We start from the raw sequence: 17,374 nt of genomic DNA on the forward strand, positions 1-17,374 counted from the left end.
AAGGACGGCCTCGTCCTATCGTCGGCGTATCAGATGTCACCCGACCTGCCGGTCGTTCTCGCGGCCGTTTTTCTCCCCTTTCTGGCTGCCGGGTTCGCCCCGCTATTGGTTCGTTTCCTCGGCGACGAAACGGGTTACGTCGGCGCCCTCGTCGCCCTCTGTTCGTTCGGACTGCTCGCCACCCAGTACGAGACGGCGACGACCGATCCGGGGACGGTCGAGCTATCCTGGATACCTTCCCTCGAGATCGCGCTTCGATTCACCGTCGACGGCTGGGGGTTGCTGTTCGCCCTCCTCGCGAGCGGCATCGGCGTGCTCGTCTTCTCTTATTCGCCGGCGTACGTTCGCGGGTCGGACGGGCTGAGCCGATACTACGGGGCGTTGCTCGCGTTCATGGGCTCGATCATCGGCGTCGCGCTGGCGGCCGACCTGATCGCGATCTTCGTCTTCTGGGAACTCACGAGCGTCTGGTCGTTCCTCCTCATCGGCTACTACACGTCGGACCCGGGTTCGACGCGGGCCGCCCGCATGGCCATGATCGTCACCGCTGGCGGCGGCCTGTTCTTGCTAGTCGGCCTCCTCCTCCTCTCGCTGGTCGCCGGTGACGTCATCGGCTCGACCGCCGCGTTCGACCTCGCGGCGATGCTCGAGAACCCCGACGCGATGGAGGCGGGCCTCCGCGAACGAGGGCTGTTCCTCCCGGCCCTCGGCCTGATCGCCGTCGGCGCGGCCACGAAGTCCGCGCAGGTCCCGCTGCACTTCTGGCTGCCGAACGCGATGGCCGCGCCGACGCCAGTCTCCGCGTTCTTGCACTCCGCGACGATGGTCAAAGTCGGCGTCTACTTCGTCGGCCGGGTTCGACCGATCTTCGTCGGCTCCGAGTGGCTCCTCCTGTTCGTGACCCTCGGTCTGACGACGATGGTCGTCTGTGCGATTCTGGCGTTGGCGTCGACGGACATCAAGGAACTGCTCGCGTACTCGACGGCCAGCCACCTCGGGCTGATGATCGCCGGCTTCGGTGTCCCGTCGTATCTGGGGGCCGAAACCGGGGTCTTTCACCTGCTCAACCACGCGCTGTTCAAGGCCGCCCTCTTCCTGATCGCCGGCATCGTCGCCCACCAGATGGGGACCAGGCACCTCTCGGAACTCGGAGGGCTCCGTCACCACCTGCCGATCACGGCCGGAATGACGACCATCGTCGCCCTCTCGATGGCCGGCATCCCGCCGTTCAACGGCTTCTACTCGAAGGAACTGCTCTTCGAGGCGGTCCTCGAGGTCGGCACCTATCACGACGTCGGCGTCCTCGAGTGGGTCTACCCGGTGGTCGCCGTCTTCGGGAGCGTGATCACCGTCCTCTACTCGCTGCGGTTCCTGTCGATCTTCTTCGGTGATCGCATCTCCACGCCCGAGCACGCGGGTCGACCGGCGATCCCGCTGCTCGCTTCGCCGGCCGTCCTGACGCTACTCGCCGTCGTCGTCAGCGTCGATCCCGACCTCGCCGTCCAGGCGATTGTCCAGGCGGGCTTCGACGCGACGGCGACCGATCCCCACGAGATGCACGTCGGACTTCCCACGTCCCTCAACCTTCCCGTCGGCATGAGTGCGGTGACGATCGCCCTCGGCATCGGCCTGTTCCCCTTCGTCGACCGCCTCCATCGCGGAGCGGCCGGACTCGTCGGCCGAACGCGCGCTATCAACCCGTCGCGCTGGTACGACGGCACCGTCGACGGCCTCGAGGTCCTGGCCGACCGGCTCGACGCGACGGTTCACGACGGCCTCCTCCGGACGTACGCGACCTGGACGCTGCTCGGCATCTGCGCGCTCGTCCTCGGCGGCTTCGGCGCGACCGGCGCGATCACGCCGTTCGAACTCGGGACGGACGTCCGCCTCGAGGTCGCCCTGATCCTGCTCGTCGCAGTGCTGGCCAGCGTCGCGGTCGCCGTCGCCCGCAGCCACGTCTCAGGGGTACTGACGCTCTCGATCCTCGGGTTCATGCTGGCGATTTTCTACATCCTGGCGAGCGCGCCCGACCTTGCGTTGACCCAGCTAGTCGTCGAGACGCTGGTGCTCGTGCTCTTCTTGCTCGTCATCGAGGAGGTTCCCGAGTTCGTCGAGACGGGCCGTTCGTTGGTTGGGGAGATCCGGGACATCGTCCTCTCGGCGGTCGTCGGCGTCACCGCCTTCGTCACGGTGCTCGTGACGACCGGCGCCCGTCCGGACGGCGCGACCGACGTCGCCGAGTACTACGTCGAGTGGGCCGTAGAGGGGGGTGGCGGGACGAACATCGTCAACGTTACCCTCGTCGACTTCCGGGGGTTCGACACGCTCGGCGAACTCGTCGTGGTCGCGCTCGCGGCCATCTCGATTTCGACCCTGATCACGATGCGCTCGAACACCGAACGGACGGGCGACCGGGCGAAGCGGGCGCGACTCGAGGCGGACGACTATCCGGACGATGCCGATGTCCTCGAGCGCGGGATGGGGGGTGAGGCGCAGGGGTTCTACACGACGACTGGTGAGACGGATGTGGACGGGGATACGGACGAAGAAACTGGTGACACAGGGACGGATACGGACACGGACACAGACACAGATGACTCGAGAGGTGCCGACCGATGACCACCGTAATCATGCGGACCACCGCCCGCGTCGTCGTCCCCATCATCCTGGTCGTCGCCGCCTCGCTGTTCGTCGAGGGCCACAACCTCCCCGGCGGCGGCTTCATCGGCGGCGTCCTCGCGGCCACCGCCTTCGTCGTCATCTACCTCGCGTTCGACCTCGACTTCCTCGAGCGCGGCGTCCTCGGACGCGATGTCGAACCCGGCGGGCCACCCTCCCGGGATCGCGTCGTCCTCGCCTACCGTCGACTGTTTGAGTACGGGCTGGCTATCGCCGTCATCAGTGCCCTGGTCCCCATGGCCCTCGGCTACCCGTTCCTCAGCCAGACGTTCCGCGAGTTCGAGGGGGTCCCGATCTACCACCACGTCGAGATCGCCAGCGCGCTGGCGTTCGACTTCGGGGTCATGTGCGTCGTACTCGGTGGCCTCCTGACGATCCTCTCGGTGGTGGGTGACGAATGACCGCTATCGTCGTCGCGACCGTCGTCGGCGCGCTGTGTGCCATCGGGACGTACCTGCTGCTCCAGCAGGACCTCGTGCGCGTCGTCTGGGGGCTGTCGCTGCTCAGCCAGGCGGCGAACGTCTACCTGCTGGCAATGGGGAATATACTCCCTGCTGGCCCCGACGCAGTCCCCGTCCTGGCGGGCCACGGCGAGCCGCCGTCGGGCGTGACCGATCCGCTGGTCCAGGCGCTCGTGTTGACGGCCATCGTCATCGGCTTCGGGATGACGGCGTTCGCCCTGTTCCTCTCGTATCGGGTCTACCAGGAACACGGGACGCTCGCGCTGGCCGAGTTGGCCGAAGCGGACGAGGCGGGTGATCGACGATGATCGCGCCGTGGATCCCGATCCCGGCGGCAACAGGAACCGACGCGGCCTCCACCCTCGTCGTCGCTCCGCTCCTGATCGCCCTCGTGACCGCCGTCGCCAGCCTGCTCTCCGGCCGCCAGCACCGCGGCCGGATCGGTGTCAGCGTCCTCGGTGCGGTCGCGTACCTGCTCGCCGTGGTGGCGATTGACTGGTACCTCGTACTCGCGCCCGACGCCCCGGGGATCGCGACCTACCAGGTCGGCGGCTGGGCCGCCCCCTTCGGGATTACGCTGGTCGTCGACGGTCTTTCGGCGTTCATGCTGACGATGGTCGCCGTGATCGGGATGGCCTCGCTGCTCTCCTCGATCCGGGTGTTGCCCGACCTCGACCGCCACCGGTACTACTTCCCGCTGTTTCACTTCCTGATGGTGGGCGTGACCGGGGCCTTCCTCACGGGCGACCTGTTCAACCTGTTCGTCTGGTTCGAGGTGATGCTCATGGCCAGCTACCTCTTCGTCGCCTACGACGGCGGCCCCCTCCAGACCCGGGCGGCGTTCTGGTACGTCAGCCTCAACCTCGTCGCGAGCGCCGTCTTCCTGCTCGGCGTCGGCGGGCTCTACGCCACGACGGGGTCGCTCAACATGGCCGACCTCTCGAGGCGCCTCGCGGAGCCGGCGGCCTACGGCATTGACCCCGTGCCGGTCGTCGGCCTCTTCGGCCTCCTGCTCGCGGTCTTCGCCATCAAGGCGGGACTCGTCCCCTTCCAGTTCTGGATTCCGTCGGCGTACCAGGCCGCGCCGCCACAGATCGCCGCCCTCCTCGCCGGGGCGACGAAGAAGGTCGGCATCTACGCGATCATCCGGCTCTCGTTCACCGTTGTCGGCGACGCACCGGTCGACGTCTCCCTCGCGGTACCGTTCACGGGCCTCGAGCTTGCCGGCGACTCGCCACTCGTCTTCGTCGGCGCGGCGCTGTTCGCCATGGCTGTCGCGAGCATCTTCGTCGGCGGACTCGGCGCCGTCGGCGGCCGCTCCATCGAGTCGGTGCTGGCGTACTCGAGCATCGGCCAGGTCGGGTTCATCGCGCTCCCCGTCGCCATCGCGGCGGCGGTCCCGGAGCTCCGAACGCTCGGCATCGTCGCCGCACTCGTATACGCGCTCAACCACACCCTGGCGAAGGGGCTGCTCTTTCTCGCGGTCGGGGCGGTCCGGACCGCGACGGGAACGAGCCGCCTCGCCGACCTGGGCGGTCTGGCCGGGCGCAGTCCGTCGATTGCGGTGCCGTTCTTCGTCGGCTCGCTCGCACTCGTTGGCATCCCGCCGCTGTCGGGCTTCTTCGGGAAGTTCCTCGTCTTCGACGTCGCCGCGCGCACGGCCTCGAGCGCGCTCGTGGTCGTAGTCGTCGCCGGATCAGTGTTGTCGCTCGTGTACGCGACGCGCCTGTGGACGCGGAGCTTCTGGGGCCCGCCGTCCACGGCGGTCGAGACGGCGGTGACCGATCACGTACAGGCGGCCGTCCTCCTCGCGCTCGCCCTCGCGATCGTCGGCGTTGGCGTCGGCTTCGAGCCAGTCTACGCCTTCGCCGAGGCCGGGGCTGAGGCCGCGCTGGACGCCGACACCTACGTCGAGGCCGTCGATCCGGCTGACGAGGTCCCGACGGGATCCGGGGGTGACCACTGATGCGGACCAGAACCTGGCCCCTCGCCGGCGTCGTCTTTGCACTCCTGTGGGTGTTCGTCCGCGGCGTCACCCTGACGCCATCTGCCGTCCTCGGACAGCTGCTCCTGGGACTCGCCGTCGGCTTTCCCGTCGCGTTCGTCTTCCGTCGGCTCTACGACGAGTGGGTCGACGTCCCGCGGAGCGTTCGCGCGATTCCGTCCGCCCTCTCGTACCTCGGGATCTTCACTTGGGAGATCCTGCGGGCGAACGTCGACGTCACGAAGCGCGTCCTCTCGCCCTCGATGCCGATCGAACCGGAGGTGTTCCTGTTCCCCCTGCGCGTCGAGACCGACCTCGCGATCACGACCATCGCCAACAGCGTCTCAATCACGCCGGGGACCGTCACGCTCGACTACGACGGCGAGACGAACGCGCTCTACATCCACGCGGTCGACGGCCGCGACCCGGAGGCGATCGCCAGAACGATCAGGACGTGGGAGGAGTACGCACTCGTGATCTTCGACGAGCGAGCGAGTCCCGAGGATCCGACGCGGGACATCGTCGTCTCCGGCGGTACTCGGGCGAGCACGCCGACCCCGCCCGACGAACGCGCCGACGAGACCTCGGCGGTGAACCAGCTGCCAGCGGACGAGCTGGCCGACGAACTCGAGGCTGCCGACAGAGCCGGGCGAGAGAACGAAGACGGAGGCGAGAACCGTGACTGACCCCACCCTTCTCGAGGTGCTCTCGGCCACGCAGCCGAGCGCTCCGCCGGCCGTCCTCGAGACGACTATCCGTGCGGCGCTGGTGATCGCGGGTATTCTGTGCGTACTCGCGAGCTATCGCGTCATCCGCGGGCCGACGGAACCGGACCGCGTCATCGGACTCGACGCCATCGCGACGAACGTGGTAGCCATCGCCGTCCTCGTGGCCCTGTTGACCGACCGCGGGCTGTTCATCACCGTGAGCCTCGTCCTGGCGATCATCGGCTTCATCGCGACCGTGGCGGTCGCGAAGTTCCTCACCGAAGGGGAGGTGATCGAGTGATCCGAACGACCCTCGTGATCGGCCTGGTCGTCGTCGGGACGTTCTTCCTGACCGTCGGCACCATCGGGCTCCTGCGACTACCAAACGTCTACAACCGGATGCACGCGACGAGCAAGCCGACGACCCTCGGAACCGCCTCGATGTTCCTCGCCGGGTTCGTCCACTTCGGCCCCGGTGCCGAAGGACTGACCGCGCTCGTCGGCATCCTCTTCCTGTTCCTGACGATTCCGACGGGCTCGCACATGATCGCCCGCGCCGCCGAGCGCATTGGGATTCCCTTCGTCGAGGGGGTCACCTGGCCCGATCCCGACGCGCTCGAGCGACCGCCCGAACGGACCGGCGACGAACGAGCACCCGATCCTGGCGACTCGAGGCGATACGAAACGGGCGCGAACCGATCGGGAGAGCCTGGCGAGGCCGAGGACTGACCCCGCACCGATTCTCGTCGTATGAGCAACTACTCACGTTCGTTCTCGTGATCGCGTTCGCGATTGGTCGATCTCTCCCGTTCGCCCGGTTCCGACCCCTCGTCCGTCGTTCCGTCGCGTGTGCGCCTCCAGACCTCGGCGTCCTCGAGCGTCTCGACCTCGAGCAAGCGCTCGAGTTTGTGTTCGAACTGCTCGTCGGTCAACTTGCCGGCAGCGTACCGGGTGCGAAGCGTCACGAGCGCGTCGGCCCGGTCTTCTGACGACGGGGCTCGAGATGCGGGTTGTCGTTGGTTTGGTTCGTGTGTGGCGGTTGTGGCGGTTGTGGCGGTTGTGCTAGTTTCGTTCGTTTCGCCCGGGACGTTCGACCAGCCCGCATCGTCAGCTTCGACAGATTCGTCGGTTTCGTCCGCTTCGTCCTCATCGTCGTCGAACAGTATCGACACCGCGGGAACGATCCCGACGTACCCGACGATGAGCACGGCGAGCCACAGGTCGCCGCCGATATCCCCGACGAGCAACCCGAGCCAGAGACCAGTGACGAGCGTCGACGCGATTCCGGTCGCGTTCGCTCGAAATCGCGCCCACAGATCCTCGTCCATGTACATGCCTGCGTCCCCTCAGTAAAAAGACGTTTCTCTCGATAGGGGTTCGTGTCCGTTCGGTTCGGTGAACTGTACTATCTCGTTGCGCACCCCCTCGTCAGGCGTTCACTGCTATATCTGGCACCTACTCGGTAGTGGCTGGTACCGGAATGGACAACGAAAACGTCGCACCCTCACCTGGCTCCGAATCGACCCAGATGTCGCCGCCGTGGCGTTCGACGATTCGCTTACAGAGTGCGAGTCCGATACCCGTACCGGCGTATTCTTCCTGCGTGTGAAGTCGCTGGAATACCTCGAAAATTCGATCCTGGTTCTCTGGGTCGATTCCGATCCCCTCGTCACGGACCGACACGACCCACTCGTCACCGTCTCGTGTGGCCGAGACGTGGACGCGTGGCGGATCGTCACCGCTGTATTCGATAGCGTTATCGAGCAAATTCTGGAATAACTGGCGAAGCTGGCTCGCGTCACCTGCGACCTCCGGGAGGTCGTCAATCGTGATATCGGCGTCGTGTTCCTCGATCTGGAACTGGAGATCAGCCAACACGTCCTCGAGAACTGTGTCCAGTTCTACCGGTTCAAACGCATCGCCCTCCGTCTGGATACGAGAGTACTCCAGTAAGTCCTGGATCATCGACCGCATCCGGTCAGCACCATCCACCGCGAACTCGATGAATTCCTCACCGTCCTCGTCGAGCTCATCGGCATATCGATTCTCGATCAACTGGAGATAACTCGAGACCATCCGTAACGGCTCCTGAAGGTCGTGAGAAACCGCGTACGCGAACTGCTCGAGGCGCTCGTTCGACTCCTGAAGTTTGCGTTCGTACGTCTTTCGTTCAGTAATGTCACGAGCCACTCCGACCACCCGAGTCGAACCGTCATCATCCTGTACAGGGTATCCAGGCGCTTCGATCCACCGTACGTCTCCGTCTCGAATAATCCGAATCTCCTCGTGCTTTGGCTCACCTGTTTCGAGGGCCTTCTCGATACCCTGTTGTGCTCGTTGTCGATCGTCCGGATGAATCACGTCGACGAACTCCTCCCACGTTTCGACTGTCGTCCCATAGAGCGATTCTGCAGAGGGATAGAACGACGCTTCGTCGTCCTCGACGTCCCAGTCCCAGACGACCGAATCGGTGGCATTGAGAGCGAACTCCATCCGGTCCCGGATGCGCTGGAGCTCCCACTCTCGTTCTTTTCGCTTGGTGATGTCCTGGAGTGCGCCACGGAGCAAGACGACTTCTCCGTCATCGACGTCGGGGTCGCCCTTGACGTGAAGCCAACGGACCTCACCATCGGGTGTTCTGAACCGAACCTCCACGTCGAACGACTCGCCGGAGTCGAGGGCCTCCTCGACAGCGTGCTCGATGATCGATCGATCCTCTTCGTGGTACACGTCGAGGGCTTCGTCCAGCGGTGGTTCGTCGTCGTCGGGTATCGTCAGAATCTCGAAGAGGTGGTCGGTCCAGAACACCTCTCGGGTGTCGGTGTCGATCTCCCAGCCGCCGACGTCCGCGATGCGTTCGGCCTTCTCCAGGAGTTCGCGCGTCAGTTCGAGCTCTCTTTCGCGCTCCTTCCGCTCGGTGATATCCCGGAAATACACGGAGAGACCCGACTCGGAGGGGTATACCCGGATCATCGCCCAGATTCCCAGTGGGTCGGAGTACCGCTCGAAGCTCATCGGTTCCTGGGTGACCATCGTCGTTTCGAACTTCTCGAAGAGCGAGTCGGATTCGTCGACGTCGAGCACCTCCCAGGGTTTTCGCCCGAGAAGTTCCCGTTCCGACGTGTCGAAAAACGCCTCGGCGCGCTCGTTTACGTATTCGAACTGGAACTCGTCGTCGAGCGCGTAGAACGCGTCGTCAATTCGCTCGAAGACGTCGTCGAGTTCTCGCTTAAATTCGTCTCGCTGCCGTTCGAGCCGTTCAGCTTGCTCCTCTAGCTGCTGTTCGTACTCGCGCCGCTCGGTCATGTCACGCGTGACCTTGGTAAATCCTCGAAGGGTGCCCTCGTTGTCGCGGATAGCAGTGATCGTGACGTTTGCCCAGAACCTCGAGCCATCCTTGCGGACCCGCCACCCCTCGTCCTCGATACGACCTTCTGTCGCTGCGGTTTCGAGGTTGTGATCGGGCACCTCGTCGGCGATATCGGCCTCGGTATAGAACGTCGAGAAGTGTTCGCCAGTGATTTCCGCTTCGGAATAGCCCTTGATCTGCTCGGCTCCCTCGTTCCAGGTGACAACCGACCCCTCGGGATCGAGCATGAAAATCGCGTAATCTTTGACCGCACTCACGAGGGCGCTGAACTGCGCTTCGCCCTGGTGCGGGTCGTCAGCGAGATTGTTCGCAGCCTTCCACCAGATCCTGCTCGAGTCACCTCCCTGTTTGGTCTGAATCTCGCCCCGTTCGGCGAGGGCCTCCAGGCAGTGACGGACGGTTTGATGGGGACACTCGAGTGCCTCGGCGACTTCCTCGGTGAACACTGGCGTCGATGGCTGATCGGTTCGACTGAAGAACTCCTGGACGTCCGCGATCGTACGTTCCGGTGGTGGTCCAGGCGAAACCATTGCTTCCGGATATCGCCGTGACCCTAAAAGTTTGCTGTTCTAGGTGTCGTTTCTGACAGATCGCCTCTCTCTACGCACACGACGTGGACTGTTTTTCGCCTCTCGCCTTCCCCGTCGAAAGGCCAGGACGAAGGGATTGCTCGAGTCCAATCCCTGTTTTAGCGGAGTTCACCCCACATGCCCACGAGGTCACCGTCGACGTAGCGGCGCTGCTCGAACCCTAAGGCATTACAGATCAGCGTGTAGCCCATGAACGAGAGGGTGTAGTCGGCCATGCCGAACGGGTGGAGTTCCCGCTGGTTCGCTGGTGGCAAGAGCGAGCCGATAACGTTGATCTCAGCGGAACCCGCCGAGAGGGTCCCCGCTCCGACCTCGCCGGGGACGTATATCTGTTCCCAGTTCCCGTCTTCGTCCTGTTCCCAGTACGTCTCTTGGCCGAGTTCTCCGGCAACAGAGCCACCGGCGGCTTCGAAGGCAGCAGTATCGACGGTCCAGGCGGGCGAGTCGTCGCCCGTCGTATACCCGAGCTGGGATACTTTCCAGATCTCCTGTTGAATGGGCCTGACGTCCGTCAACAGCGCGTGCTCGAGGTTCCGACTTCCGGGATTCGGGATGTCCATCGTCTCGTAAGCGATGTCGTCCGCATCGAGTTCCGCGGCGTCACCGACCTCGATTCGGCGAGGAGGTCACCCCTCGCACTTCCGTCTGAACCACCTCGATAGGTTGTCGAGTCTCAGCACGATCCAGGATGCGTGTGTCAGGACTCCTCGACGTACTGGTGAACATCGAAATCGTTCGGGCGTTCGGAACTCACGCCGTGAAGCAGGGGTTCGAAATCACCGCTCTCGTTCGGATTTTCCAGGACGTCCTCCATCATCGCGTCTTCGACGTCGTGTAGCGGATGTGTCGAGGCACGTCGAGCGTCGATGAGCTGGTCCATCGAGTCCGCCTCGAGATACCAGACGAAGTAGTCGCCGTCTGAAGCGTGCTCGATGAACAACGATATCGTGTAGAGACTCTCCGCTGACCAGATGTCCTGGACGCCCTGACTGTCGGCTTCGGCTTCCTCGCCCATCTTTGCCATCCACTCGCGGAGGCGTTCGGTTTTGCCGGGGCGAATCTTCTGTTTTCGGATGAAGATTTCTGCCATCGGGGACAAATTTGATCGGCGAGATGATAGTTTTTCTGGGGCGAGACGTACTCTCGAGATTCTGTGCGGCCGTTCGAATAGATCTCTCTCCCAAGGATTTCAACGGGACCGCTCGTGTCTGTATCCGTATTCGTTATTGGTACCGCTCAAGCCAAACGAGACGGGAGAAACCGACTTACGCGAGCGTCTCGCCGAGCGCCTCGAGCGCCGCCTCGCGAACGGCCTCGCGTTCGCCAGAAAGGAACTCGACGTAGCCGTCGCGCCCGCCGACGACGGTGATTCCAGCGTCGGGGACGGTGGTCTCGAGTGTCGAACCGAGTTCGCGGACGTCGATGTCGTCGTCCGAGCGCACGTAGAGTTCGTCCTGGCCGACGCCGAGGGTGACCGACTCCTCGCCGCGTCGGTGGAGTTCGTCGAGCAACAGCGTCGTCGTCGGGAAGTCGAAGCGGTGGATGAACGCCGCGGTGTCGATCACGGCGACCGAACGGCCATCGACGTCGCGAACCTCGAGGTTCTCCCGGGCCGTCTCGAGTTCCGTCTCGAGTTTGGCCCGGAACTGGGCGGCGACGTGCGCCGCGAGGTCGCCGTCACCGGCGCCGTCGAATAACAAGTCGGCGACGAGTTCGCGCTTGTCCTTGTAGGACTGGTAGTACGCCTCGAGGGCGACGGCCTCCCGTCGCTCGGCGCAGGCGTCGGCGTCGTAGCCGGCGTTTTCCGCAAGGTCGGCGTAGGCTTCCGGAACGTCGCCCCAGAAACTCACGGCGGGCAGGTGCTCCAGGTCGGCGCGCACGTCGTCGTTGACGTGGGCGGCGACGTTCGCGGCGAGCGTGCTCGTGGTGATCGCCGAGCGGTCACTACTGGCGTCTTCGTCGGCGAGTGACGGCGAGACTACGACGTCAACGGCGTCGGCGACCGCCGCGTCGGCGCGACTGTCGTCGATCACGAGTCGGTCGGCACCGTAGATGTCGAGCAGTTCGAAGCCGTCAAGCGAGTCGGTCGTCGACCCGGCGTCGACGAGCACGATCAACGGCAACTGCTCGCCGTGGCGGTCGCGGGCCTCGAGCATCGAGGTCACGTCGCCCGTGGCGGCGTCCATGTCGTAGACGTGGCCGTCGAGCGGTCGGCGCTCGACGTAGTGGTAGACGGCGTCGTCGCGGGTGTGTTTCTCCTCGATCAGCGGCAGGATGGCGCGCTCGAGGGCGGCGCCGGCGACGTAGCCGTCGGCGGTCGCGCTGTGGCGGACGACGATGGGTCGTGCCTCGACGACCGCACGGCGGATGGCCGTCGCGGCGTCGACGATCTCGTCCTCGACCGTCTCGACGACCGGGTCGTCGACGAGCGGAGCGACGATGGTCGGACGCGCCTGCTGGTCGATGGCCTCCTCGAGTCGGTCGGTGACGGTCTCGCGGTCCTCGCCCTCGAGGACCTCGAGCGTCTCCGTTTCGATCTGGAGGTCGCCGTAGTGGCGCTCGACCTCGCCCTCGAGGGTGACGACGTCGCCGATTTCGACGGTGGGGTAGGCGCGAACGCCGGCCTCTTCGAAGGCAGCGGACTCGACGGTGCCGGTCTCGTCGCTGAGTTCGAAGACCGTCGGGCCGCTGGTCTGGCGGACGCCCGTGATCTCGCCCTCGAGTCGGACGATGGAGCCGACCTGGTTCTCGATCGCGTCGATCGTGGTCCGGTTGAGCGGGGTCGAGGGCGTCGCTTCCTCGGTTGCGGTCGCTGCGTGGGCGCTCGAGTCGGAACCTGAACTCGAACTCGATTTTGAATCCGAACCACGACCAGCATCGTCGCTCGAGGTCGAGGTCGATGCAGCGGCAGATGCCGATGTCGATTGCTCGTCGGCACTCGACGTCGTCTCGGTGATGACATCAGCGTCAGCCGACACGTCGGCAGTACCGCTCGGTCGCGTCTCGTTCGATTCGTCAGAAGACTCGCCACCGTCGTCGGCTCGTTCGTCCGGCAGGACGTCGCCGTCGGGGGTCTGGATGACCTTCCCGCGGAACTCGCGGTCGTCCTGGCGGATCGACCAGCCGAGGTCGATGTTGCCGTTGTCTCTGACGTCCAATACTTGTACGTAGACCGGATCGCCGGGCTCGAGATCAAGACTCTCGAGGCGACGATCCAGCTCGCTTCGGTGGAGCAAACCCGTGACGTGGTCTCCGATGTCGACGAAGAGACCGAAGTCAGCGTAGCCGTCGACCGAACCCCGGTAGTACCGGGAGGTGACGAGCTCCGACGCGGAGGTGCCTTCGAATTCGAAGGCGACGTCCTCCTCGTGGAACTCGCACACGTGGTCTTCGACGGGTTTGCCACAGATGATACAGGTACCCATCTACTTCACACAAGCAGGTTCGTCCTAAAACGGTTGTCGAAATCCACTCGCGTCGTGACGGCACGGTTCGTCCGCCGAAATCGATAGCCGTGGGCGCGATCACTCCTCGAAGACCGGTGATTCCGCCTCGAGCGCCTCGAGGTCGTCGGCGATCGCGCGAGCGTCCTCGGGGAAGAGCGCGGCCTGGAGTTCGTTCCCGTCGTCGTCCTCGAAGACGAGTTTGACGCGTTTGTCGCCGAACTCGCGGGCCTCCGCGCTGTAGACGTCGAACAGTTTCGCGGTCGCGGACTTGTTCGTCGGGCCGACGTTCTTCACCGAGCCGTCCTTGAGTTCGATCATGAAGTCCTCGAGCGAGAGGGTGAGCATACGCCCTATCCTCGGGGCGACCGCCGTAAAGATTGATGGTTCCGGGTGGTACTCGTCCGGTGCACGTCCGGGGCTCGACTGCCCGTCGGCTGACCAGTCTCGTCGATAAAAGACACGGCATCGCCGTGTTTTGCTCCCGGTTCGCGCGAACCGGCAGTCCCCGTCTCCCTGATCGGTTTGACCGCGTGGTGTGTCAGCAGTGCGGTCACCGACTATCGGCCCCATCGTCACATAAACATTGGTGATCGTACGCATTCACGGTCGACGAGTAGAGCCAGCCGGCACACGGTCGCGCCCACCTTTATGCCGATAACGCGAGTAGGTCGACCCGCAATGGAGCTCACCTGGCACGGCCACTCGACGTGGCACGTCACCGTCGGCAGTACCGACCTGCTGATCGACCCGTTCTTCGACAACCCGAACACGGACCTCGAGGCCGACGACCTCGAGACGCCGGACTACGTGTTGCTCACGCACGGCCACGCCGACCACATCGCTGACGCCGGCGCCTTTTCGGATGCTACGCTCGTGGCGACCCCGGAACTCGTCTCCTACTGCCAGGACGAGTTCGGCTTCGAGGACGCCGTCGGCGGCATGGGCATGAACATCGGCGGGACCGTCGAGTGCGGTGACGCCTTCGTCACGATGCACCGCGCCGACCACACCAACGGCATCATGACCGAGTACGACGTCGACGCCGGGATGCCAACCGGGTTCGTCGTCTCGGACACGAAGCCGACCCAGGTCGCGGACGAGGAGTCGACGACGTTCTACCACGCCGGCGACACCGGCCTCATGACCGAGATGCGGGAGGTCATCGGCCCGTACCTCGAGCCCGACGCCGCGGCGCTGCCCATCGGCGATCACTTCACGATGGGGCCGTGGCAGGCCGCCATCGCGGTCGACTGGCTCGACGTCGACTACGCCCTGCCACAGCACTACGATACGTTCCCGCCCATCGAGCAGGACCCCGACGACTTCGCTCGCGAGGTGAAAGCGACGGGGAGCAGTGCGGAGGTCGTCGCTCTCGAGGGCGACGAGACGTTCGACCTGTAAGGACAAGCTACCGAACCGATGATCGACGATCTCGCTGCGTTCGTGGCCGACGATCTCTGGCTGCTCGTCGCCATCGTGACCTTCGCCCTCGCCGGCTTGGCGGGCGTCGCAGGTCTCGGAGGACTGGCCGGAGCCATCACGATCGTCGGCTGGTTTCTCCTCACGCCGGTGTTCCTGTTCTGGGACGAGGAACTGGCAGCGATCGTTTTCGAGTCCGACGAACCCGCCCGCGGGGGCGACGAGCGAGCGCGCCAACGAGAGTACGATCCGCTCGAGAGACTCAAGGATCGCTACGCCCGCGGCGAGATCGACGACGCGGAGTTCGAACGACGGCTCGATCGCCTCGTGGAAGCCGACGACACGATCGAGCGCGTCGACCGAGGCCGCGCCGCCGGAAGAGACGACCCGGACCGTCCCGACGAGTTCGATGCGGAACCGGCCCTCGATCGGGAGTAACTGACTTCGAGGACTCCATCCGAGAGAACAACGTTTACGCCGCGGGGGCACGATTGTCGACGTGCAATGACGAAAGAAGTGACCACCATCTCCGAGGAGGGATTCAGTGCGACGAACGAGGTCCGCGACTTCAGCGTCGACATCGACGCCACCGGCGAGGAGGCCCCGGACACGCTCGAGAGCCTGCTCGCGGCCTACGGCTCCTGTTACGTCCCCGCCCTGCGCGTCGGCGGTCAGCAGCGCGGCGTCGAGGAGCTAGGGAAAATCGAGATCGACGTCTCCGGGGACCTGAACGACGACGACAAACTCGAGTCGACGGCGTTCGACATTCGCGTCGAAGCGGACGTCGACGACGAGACGGGCCAGAAGATCATCGACCGCGCGTTCGAACTCTGCAAGGTTCACGACGCGCTGAAGGACAGCCTCCACGCCGAAACGTCGTTCCAGGGCGACGCGTTCTAAGCGCGACGACCACAGATCGACGGTTCGACGTTTTCACGGCCCCGCTGGTACTGTTTTTCGCCGTTCTGGAACGGGTCGTCGTCCCACTCAGTCCGACGGGGTCGGTTCACGGCTATCGAGAACCCGTACTCGAGTTGCCCAGAGCAGGGTCGATTCTCGAGCCGATCAGAGCAGGGTCGATTCCGCGAGGTTCCCGACGACCGGGATTCGAGTGCGCTTGCCCTGGAACGCAGTCACGACCAGGTACAGCCAGACCAGGAAGAGCGCGAACCAGACGAACAGCGAGACGATTGAGAGCCCGGCCCCGACGAGCCACCCGATCAGGAAGACGTCGCCGAGGACGACCGAAACCGTCACCCCGACGATCGTCAGACCTGCGTACAGGGCAATCGCGCCGACGCAGAGAGCGATGCACTGGGCGGCGTGGAACCTGGCGAACTCGTTTTCGTCCTCGAGCAGGTAGACGAGTAGCCCGCCGACGAGGGTAAAGTACGACAGCGCTCCGAGGACGTTCTCGTCTGGCCCGAGGCTCGTTTCCTGGGTTCGTTCGTCGGCGATCGTCGTCTCCGCGACGTCCGTCACGTCAGGTGCGGGAGTGTCGTTTGACATGTGCGTACGTCCTCCACCACGTCGACCCTGATATCCTCATCTCGTGAAATTTGTTCACGGTGTGACGCGCTCGCGCAAGTCTGGAACCCGATCGTGGCCGACCGCAGGTAACTTACCCCATCGGCGTCCATCACGGAGTATGCAGATCAAGAGTCGCGAGCCCCTCGAGGGCGGACGCGAGCGGGTGACGGTCGTCCCCGAGAGCGTCGACGACCTCTGGCACCTCCAGTACGTCCTCGAGCCGGGCGACCGCGTCGCCGGCGACACCACCCGGCGGATCCAGCGGGACGACGAGCAGATGCGCGACACGGGCGGCGAGCGCGAACACATGTGGGTCGCCATCGCCGTCGACGACGTCGAGTTCCACAAGTTCGCCAACCGCCTCCGGGTCGGCGGCGAAATCGTCGCCTGCTCCCGTGAGGACCAGCTGGGCTTTCACCACACGCTGAACGTCGAGGCCCGCGACGAACTTTCGATCGACAAGCGGTTCAAACCCGACCAGGACGAGCGACTCGAGGAGGCCGCCGAGGCCACCGAGAACCCCGACGTCGCCATCGCGACCGTCGAGGAGGGCGAGGCCCACGTTCACACGGTCGCCCAGTACGGGACTGAGGAGCGGGCATCCATTACGGGCCCGACGGGGAAAGGCGAGTACGCCCGCGACCGCTCGGAACTGTTCGCCGAACTCGGCACCATCCTCTCGCGACTCGAGGTCGACGCGATCATCCTCGCAGGGCCCGGCTTCACGAAACAGGACGCGCTGAAACACCTCGAGCGCAATCACCCCGAGGTTGCCGAACAAATAACGATGGTCGACACCGCGGGCGTCGGCGACCGCGGCGTCCACGAGGTGCTCAAACGCGGCGCCGTCGCGGACGTCCAGGAGGAGACGCGGATCGAATCGGAGGCCGCCTACATCGACGAACTCACGAAGCGAATTGCCGAGGGAGCGAAAGCGGCCTACGGCCCCGAGGCGGTCGCCCAGGCCGCCGAGTACGGCGCCATCGAGCGACTGCTCGTCCTGGACGAGAAGCTTCGCAAAGAACGCGGCCCCGATGGCGACTGGGCGATAAACGTCGACGACGTCGTCCGGACGGCCGAACAGAAAGGCGGCGACGTGACGGTCTTCTCGAGCGAGTTCCCGCCGGGCGAACAGCTCTCGAATCTCGGTGGCATCGCAGCGTTGTTGCGGTATCGACTCGAGTAAGC

The 17,374-nt window shown here is 64.8% G+C and carries 16 protein-coding genes and 2 pseudogenes; 11 read left to right on the top strand and 7 right to left on the bottom strand.

From position 1 onward, the window contains the following. Nucleotides 1-33: 33 nt before the first annotated feature. The 7 genes and pseudogenes from mbhE to mnhG all read left to right on the top strand — a co-directional run. Nucleotides 34-2,619, top strand: coding sequence for a hydrogen gas-evolving membrane-bound hydrogenase subunit E (mbhE, locus tag AC6I65_RS05440; protein WP_497903034.1), 2,586 nt, complete (start codon nt 34-36; stop codon nt 2,617-2,619). Next, nucleotides 2,616-3,080, top strand: a complete 465-nt coding sequence (locus tag AC6I65_RS05445; RefSeq protein ID WP_497903035.1) for an MnhB domain-containing protein — start codon at nt 2,616-2,618, stop codon at nt 3,078-3,080. Before mbhE ends, AC6I65_RS05445 begins: the two co-directional genes overlap by 4 nt. After that, nucleotides 3,077-3,448, top strand: coding sequence for a sodium:proton antiporter (locus AC6I65_RS05450; RefSeq protein ID WP_253433838.1), 372 nt, complete (start codon nt 3,077-3,079; stop codon nt 3,446-3,448). The genes AC6I65_RS05445 and AC6I65_RS05450 overlap by 4 nt, the downstream gene beginning before the upstream one ends. Then, on the top strand, nt 3,445-5,106 hold the full coding sequence (locus AC6I65_RS05455; protein ID WP_497903036.1) for a complex I subunit 5 family protein: 1,662 nt from the start codon (nt 3,445-3,447) through the stop codon (nt 5,104-5,106). The genes AC6I65_RS05450 and AC6I65_RS05455 overlap by 4 nt, the downstream gene beginning before the upstream one ends. Next, the gene (locus AC6I65_RS05460) at nt 5,106-5,810 is read left to right on the top strand and encodes a Na+/H+ antiporter subunit E (RefSeq protein WP_497903037.1); all 705 of its coding nucleotides are present in this window, start codon (nt 5,106-5,108) and stop codon (nt 5,808-5,810) included. Before AC6I65_RS05455 ends, AC6I65_RS05460 begins: the two co-directional genes overlap by 1 nt. Then, nucleotides 5,803-6,132, top strand: coding sequence for an MrpF/PhaF family protein (locus AC6I65_RS05465; RefSeq protein ID WP_497903038.1), 330 nt, complete (start codon nt 5,803-5,805; stop codon nt 6,130-6,132). The genes AC6I65_RS05460 and AC6I65_RS05465 overlap by 8 nt, the downstream gene beginning before the upstream one ends. Next, nucleotides 6,129-6,491: pseudogene (gene mnhG, locus AC6I65_RS05470) on the top strand (monovalent cation/H(+) antiporter subunit G); the annotation flags it as partial. The gene AC6I65_RS05465 and the pseudogene mnhG, both read left to right, overlap by 4 nt. 98 nt (nt 6,492-6,589) lie before the next feature. Here mnhG and AC6I65_RS05475 read toward each other — a convergent pair. The 6 genes and pseudogenes from AC6I65_RS05475 to AC6I65_RS05500 form a co-directional block, all read right to left on the bottom strand. Further along, complete coding sequence (locus AC6I65_RS05475; protein WP_497903039.1) at nt 6,590-7,159, bottom strand: SHOCT domain-containing protein; 570 nt, start codon at nt 7,157-7,159, stop codon at nt 6,590-6,592. A 127-nt stretch (nt 7,160-7,286) separates the two neighbouring features. Further along, on the bottom strand, nt 7,287-9,731 hold the full coding sequence (locus AC6I65_RS05480; RefSeq protein WP_497903040.1) for a PAS domain-containing sensor histidine kinase: 2,445 nt from the start codon (nt 9,729-9,731) through the stop codon (nt 7,287-7,289). A gap of 158 nt (nt 9,732-9,889) precedes the next feature. Beyond that, a pseudogene (locus AC6I65_RS05485) lies at nt 9,890-10,405 on the bottom strand (peptidase M14); the annotation flags it as partial. A gap of 83 nt (nt 10,406-10,488) precedes the next feature. Next, complete coding sequence (locus AC6I65_RS05490) at nt 10,489-10,881, bottom strand: DUF6176 family protein (RefSeq protein WP_497903041.1); 393 nt, start codon at nt 10,879-10,881, stop codon at nt 10,489-10,491. A 175-nt stretch (nt 10,882-11,056) separates the two neighbouring features. Continuing rightward, on the bottom strand, nt 11,057-13,216 hold the full coding sequence (locus AC6I65_RS05495; protein WP_497903042.1) for a DHH family phosphoesterase: 2,160 nt from the start codon (nt 13,214-13,216) through the stop codon (nt 11,057-11,059). A 99-nt stretch (nt 13,217-13,315) separates the two neighbouring features. Further along, nucleotides 13,316-13,582 carry a hypothetical protein gene (locus AC6I65_RS05500; RefSeq protein WP_497903043.1) on the bottom strand — a complete coding sequence of 89 codons (267 nt, stop codon included), beginning with the start codon at nt 13,580-13,582 and terminating at the stop codon, nt 13,316-13,318. 333 nt (nt 13,583-13,915) lie between these two features. Between AC6I65_RS05500 and AC6I65_RS05505 the strand changes: the two genes are divergently transcribed. The 3 genes from AC6I65_RS05505 (at nt 13,916) to AC6I65_RS05515 (ending at nt 15,556) form a co-directional block, all read left to right on the top strand. After that, complete coding sequence (locus AC6I65_RS05505; RefSeq protein ID WP_497903044.1) at nt 13,916-14,638, top strand: metal-dependent hydrolase; 723 nt, start codon at nt 13,916-13,918, stop codon at nt 14,636-14,638. 18 nt (nt 14,639-14,656) lie between these two features. Continuing rightward, nucleotides 14,657-15,094, top strand: a complete 438-nt coding sequence (locus AC6I65_RS05510; RefSeq protein WP_497903045.1) for an SHOCT domain-containing protein — start codon at nt 14,657-14,659, stop codon at nt 15,092-15,094. Nucleotides 15,095-15,160: 66 nt separating this feature from the next. Next, a complete protein-coding gene (locus AC6I65_RS05515) occupies nt 15,161-15,556 on the top strand; it encodes an OsmC family protein (protein ID WP_497903046.1) in 396 nt (131 codons plus the stop codon). A 165-nt stretch (nt 15,557-15,721) separates the two neighbouring features. On the opposite strand, the gene AC6I65_RS05520 is transcribed toward AC6I65_RS05515, so the two are convergent. After that, nucleotides 15,722-16,165 (bottom strand): DUF4870 domain-containing protein, encoded by a 444-nt coding sequence (locus AC6I65_RS05520; protein ID WP_312912393.1) that lies wholly within the window; start codon nt 16,163-16,165, stop codon nt 15,722-15,724. A 139-nt stretch (nt 16,166-16,304) separates the two neighbouring features. Here AC6I65_RS05520 and AC6I65_RS05525 point away from each other — a divergent pair, with 139 nt between their 5' ends. Continuing rightward, nucleotides 16,305-17,372 carry an mRNA surveillance protein pelota gene (locus AC6I65_RS05525; RefSeq protein ID WP_497903047.1) on the top strand — a complete coding sequence of 356 codons (1,068 nt, stop codon included), beginning with the start codon at nt 16,305-16,307 and terminating at the stop codon, nt 17,370-17,372. Nucleotides 17,373-17,374: the final 2 nt, after the last annotated feature.

The organism is Natronosalvus sp. KLKA75 (assembly GCF_059736265.1).